General features: G+C 79.6%; 2 protein-coding genes and 1 pseudogene. All 3 read left to right on the forward strand.

Translation table 11 applies throughout. The annotated features are described in order from the left end of the window. A pseudogene (locus AC5FZL_RS16335) lies at positions 1 to 956 on the forward strand (hypothetical protein); the annotation flags it as partial. Between the two features lie 63 nt (positions 957 to 1,019). After that, positions 1,020 to 1,877 (forward strand): ABC transporter ATP-binding protein, encoded by an 858-nt coding sequence (locus AC5FZL_RS16340; RefSeq protein ID WP_493619933.1) that lies wholly within the window; start codon positions 1,020 to 1,022, stop codon positions 1,875 to 1,877. A 112-nt stretch (positions 1,878 to 1,989) separates the two neighbouring features. After that, a complete protein-coding gene (locus AC5FZL_RS16345) occupies positions 1,990 to 2,556 on the forward strand; it encodes a SigE family RNA polymerase sigma factor (RefSeq protein ID WP_493619934.1) in 567 nt (188 codons plus the stop codon). Positions 2,557 to 2,707: the final 151 nt, after the last annotated feature.

Below are 2,707 nucleotides of genomic sequence, written 5' to 3' on the forward strand. Positions count from 1 at the left end.
GCACCGACGAGCTGGCCGACCTGCTCGTCGTCGACCCCGCGACGTTCGCCGACGGCGCCGCCTGGGGCGCCCCCGACGGCGACCTGCGCCCCGGCCGCGACCTGCTGCCCGAGCTGGAGCGGCAGGAGCGCGTCGCCGTCGAGGCCCGGGCCGCCGGCCAGGAGCGCGTGCCCGTGCCCGTGCCCGTGCTGGTGGCGGGCCTGGCGGGTCACCGGACCGGGGACGAGCTCACCCTCAGGCAGGACGGGGACAGCGTGCTGGTGCGCGTCGTCGGGGCGGTCGAGCACTTCCCCGGCCAGGAGGGCGACGGCGACCACGCCCTGGTGGTCCTGCCCTCCGACGCCTACCTGCCCCAGCTGCCCGTGGACCCCCGCACCCGCCCCCTGGACGGCGCTCCGCGCGCCCACGACGCCCGGGTGGCGCTGTGGTCCTCCCGCTCCCTGGAGCAGGTCACCGCCGACCTGGACCGCCTCGGCGCGGGCGACGCGCGGGTGCAGACCCGCGAGCGGATCGCGACCGACCCCGCCTTCGCCTCGTGGCGCCTGGTGCGCGGCTACCAGCTGGCGCTCGCGGTCGCCGTGGCGCTGGTGGCCGCGCTGGTGATGGGGCTGTCGGCCGAGCGCGGCGCCGCCCGGGCGCGCGCCGCGGGCGTGCTGCTGAGCCGCACGGGGCTGGGCCGCCGCGGGCCGGTCGTCGCCCTGCTGCTGGAGGCCGCCGTCCTCGTGGCCGCGGGCCTGGTGCTGGCCGTCGCCGCGGTCGCGGCGCTGCGGCCCCTGGCCGCCCGCCTGCTGGACCCCGCCCCGTCGATCGGCCCGGAGCTCGCAGCGGTGATGCCGGTCGGCGCGGTGGCGGGCACGGCTGCGCTCGCCCTCCTGGCCTGGCTGGCCGCCGCCGCGGTGGTCCTGGCGGTCTCCCGCTCCAGGCGCGACGAGGAGGTGCTGCGGGGTGCCGAGTGAGGCGGTGGGACCGCCGCGCCCGGCCACGAGGACCATCCGCACCACGGCGAGGAGCGCACGGCGATGACGACGACGGACACCACCACCCGCGGCGCCCGGGGCACCGAGGCCGTGCGCTGCTCCGGGCTGGTCCGCATCCACCGCTCGCCCACCGGGGAGGTCCACGCCCTGCGCGGGGTGGACGCCTCCTTCACCCGGGGGTCGCTCACGGCGGTCGTGGGCCCCTCCGGCAGCGGGAAGTCCACGCTGCTGGAGGTGCTGGCCCTGCGCGAGCGGCCCAGCGGCGGGGAGGTGCTCCTGGGCGGGGAGCCCACCTCCGGGCTGGGCGCGGCGAGGCTGCGGCTCCTGCGGCGCACGCACGTGGCGTGGGTGCCCCAGCGGCCCACGCACGGCCTCTACCCGCACCTGAGCGCGAGCGACCACCTGGCCGAGGTCGCCGCGGTGCGCAGGAGCGGGGACGACCCGCAGGAGGCCCTGGAGCGGGTGGGGCTGGGCGCGCGGGCCGACGCCCGTCCCGGGGCGCTGTCCGGCGGGGAGCAGCAGCGGCTCGTGGTCGCCATGGCCGTCACGGGGGCACCGGCGGTGCTGGTCGCGGACGAGCCCACCGCCGAGCTCGACGACACCTCCGCGGCGCTGGTGCTGGCCGAGCTGGAGCGGTGCGCGCGGCTCGGCAGCTGCGTGGTCCTGTCCACGCACGACCCGCGGGCGGTGGCGGCGGCCGACCGCGTCGTGCTGCTGCGGCACGGGGTGCTCTCCAGCGAGCAGCACCAGGGGCGCGCGGAGGCGACGGCGGTGATCGACTCCACCGGCCGGGTGCAGCTGCCCCCGAGCGCGCTCGACCTCTTCCCGACCGGCCGGGCCGTGGTCCGGCGCACCGCGCGCGGCACGGTGGAGCTGGTCCCCGCCGAGGACGGCGCCTGAGGGCGGCGGGCTGCTCGTGGTGCTCCTCGACGAGCCCCTCACCTGGCACGATCGGGGGCACGACCGGGGGGCGCGGGCCCCGGCGGGCCGGCCGGCGCGCGGAGGGGGTGCGGTGAGCGGACGCGACAGCGCCTTCACCGCCTTCGCCGCGTCCGCTGCGCCCGGGCTGCGCCGGGTGGGCTACCTCGTCTGCGGCGACTGGCACCACGCCGACGACCTGGTGCAGGCGACCCTGGAGCGCATGTACGCCCGGTGGCCGCGCCTGGGGCACGTCGACGACCCCGACGCCTACGCCCGCCGCGTCCTGACGCGGCTCTACCTCACCGAGAACCGCCGCCTGTGGCGCCACCGCGAGACCTCGTGGGCCGAGCCGGGGGACGCGCCCGAGCGCGCCGGCGCCACCGCGGGCCGGGTGGACGACGAGGTCGCCGACCGCCTCGAGGTCCGCGAGCTGCTGGCGTCCCTGCCCCCGCGCCAGCGCGCCGTCGTCGTGCTGCGCTACCTGGAGGACCGCCCGGTGGAGCAGGTGGCCTACCTCCTCGACGTCTCGCCCGGCACGGTCAAGCGCCAGTGCCACGACGCGCTGCGGCGCCTGCGCGCCCGCACCGGCCGCGAGACCGGGCCGGGGACGGCGGGGCAGAGGCCGCCCGCGCCCGCACCGACGGCGGGAGGGGTCTGAGTGGCTCGGGACGACCGCGAGACCGAGCTGCTGGAACACCGGCTGCGCGACGGCCTGGCCGCTCTGGGCGAAGGAGCGCCGCCGCCTCGCCTCGACCTCGACGCCGTCCTCGCCGGCGGGCGCCGCGCCCTGCGCCGCCGCCGCGCCCGCC

The sequence above is a fragment of the Quadrisphaera sp. DVD1 genome (genome assembly GCF_058932755.1).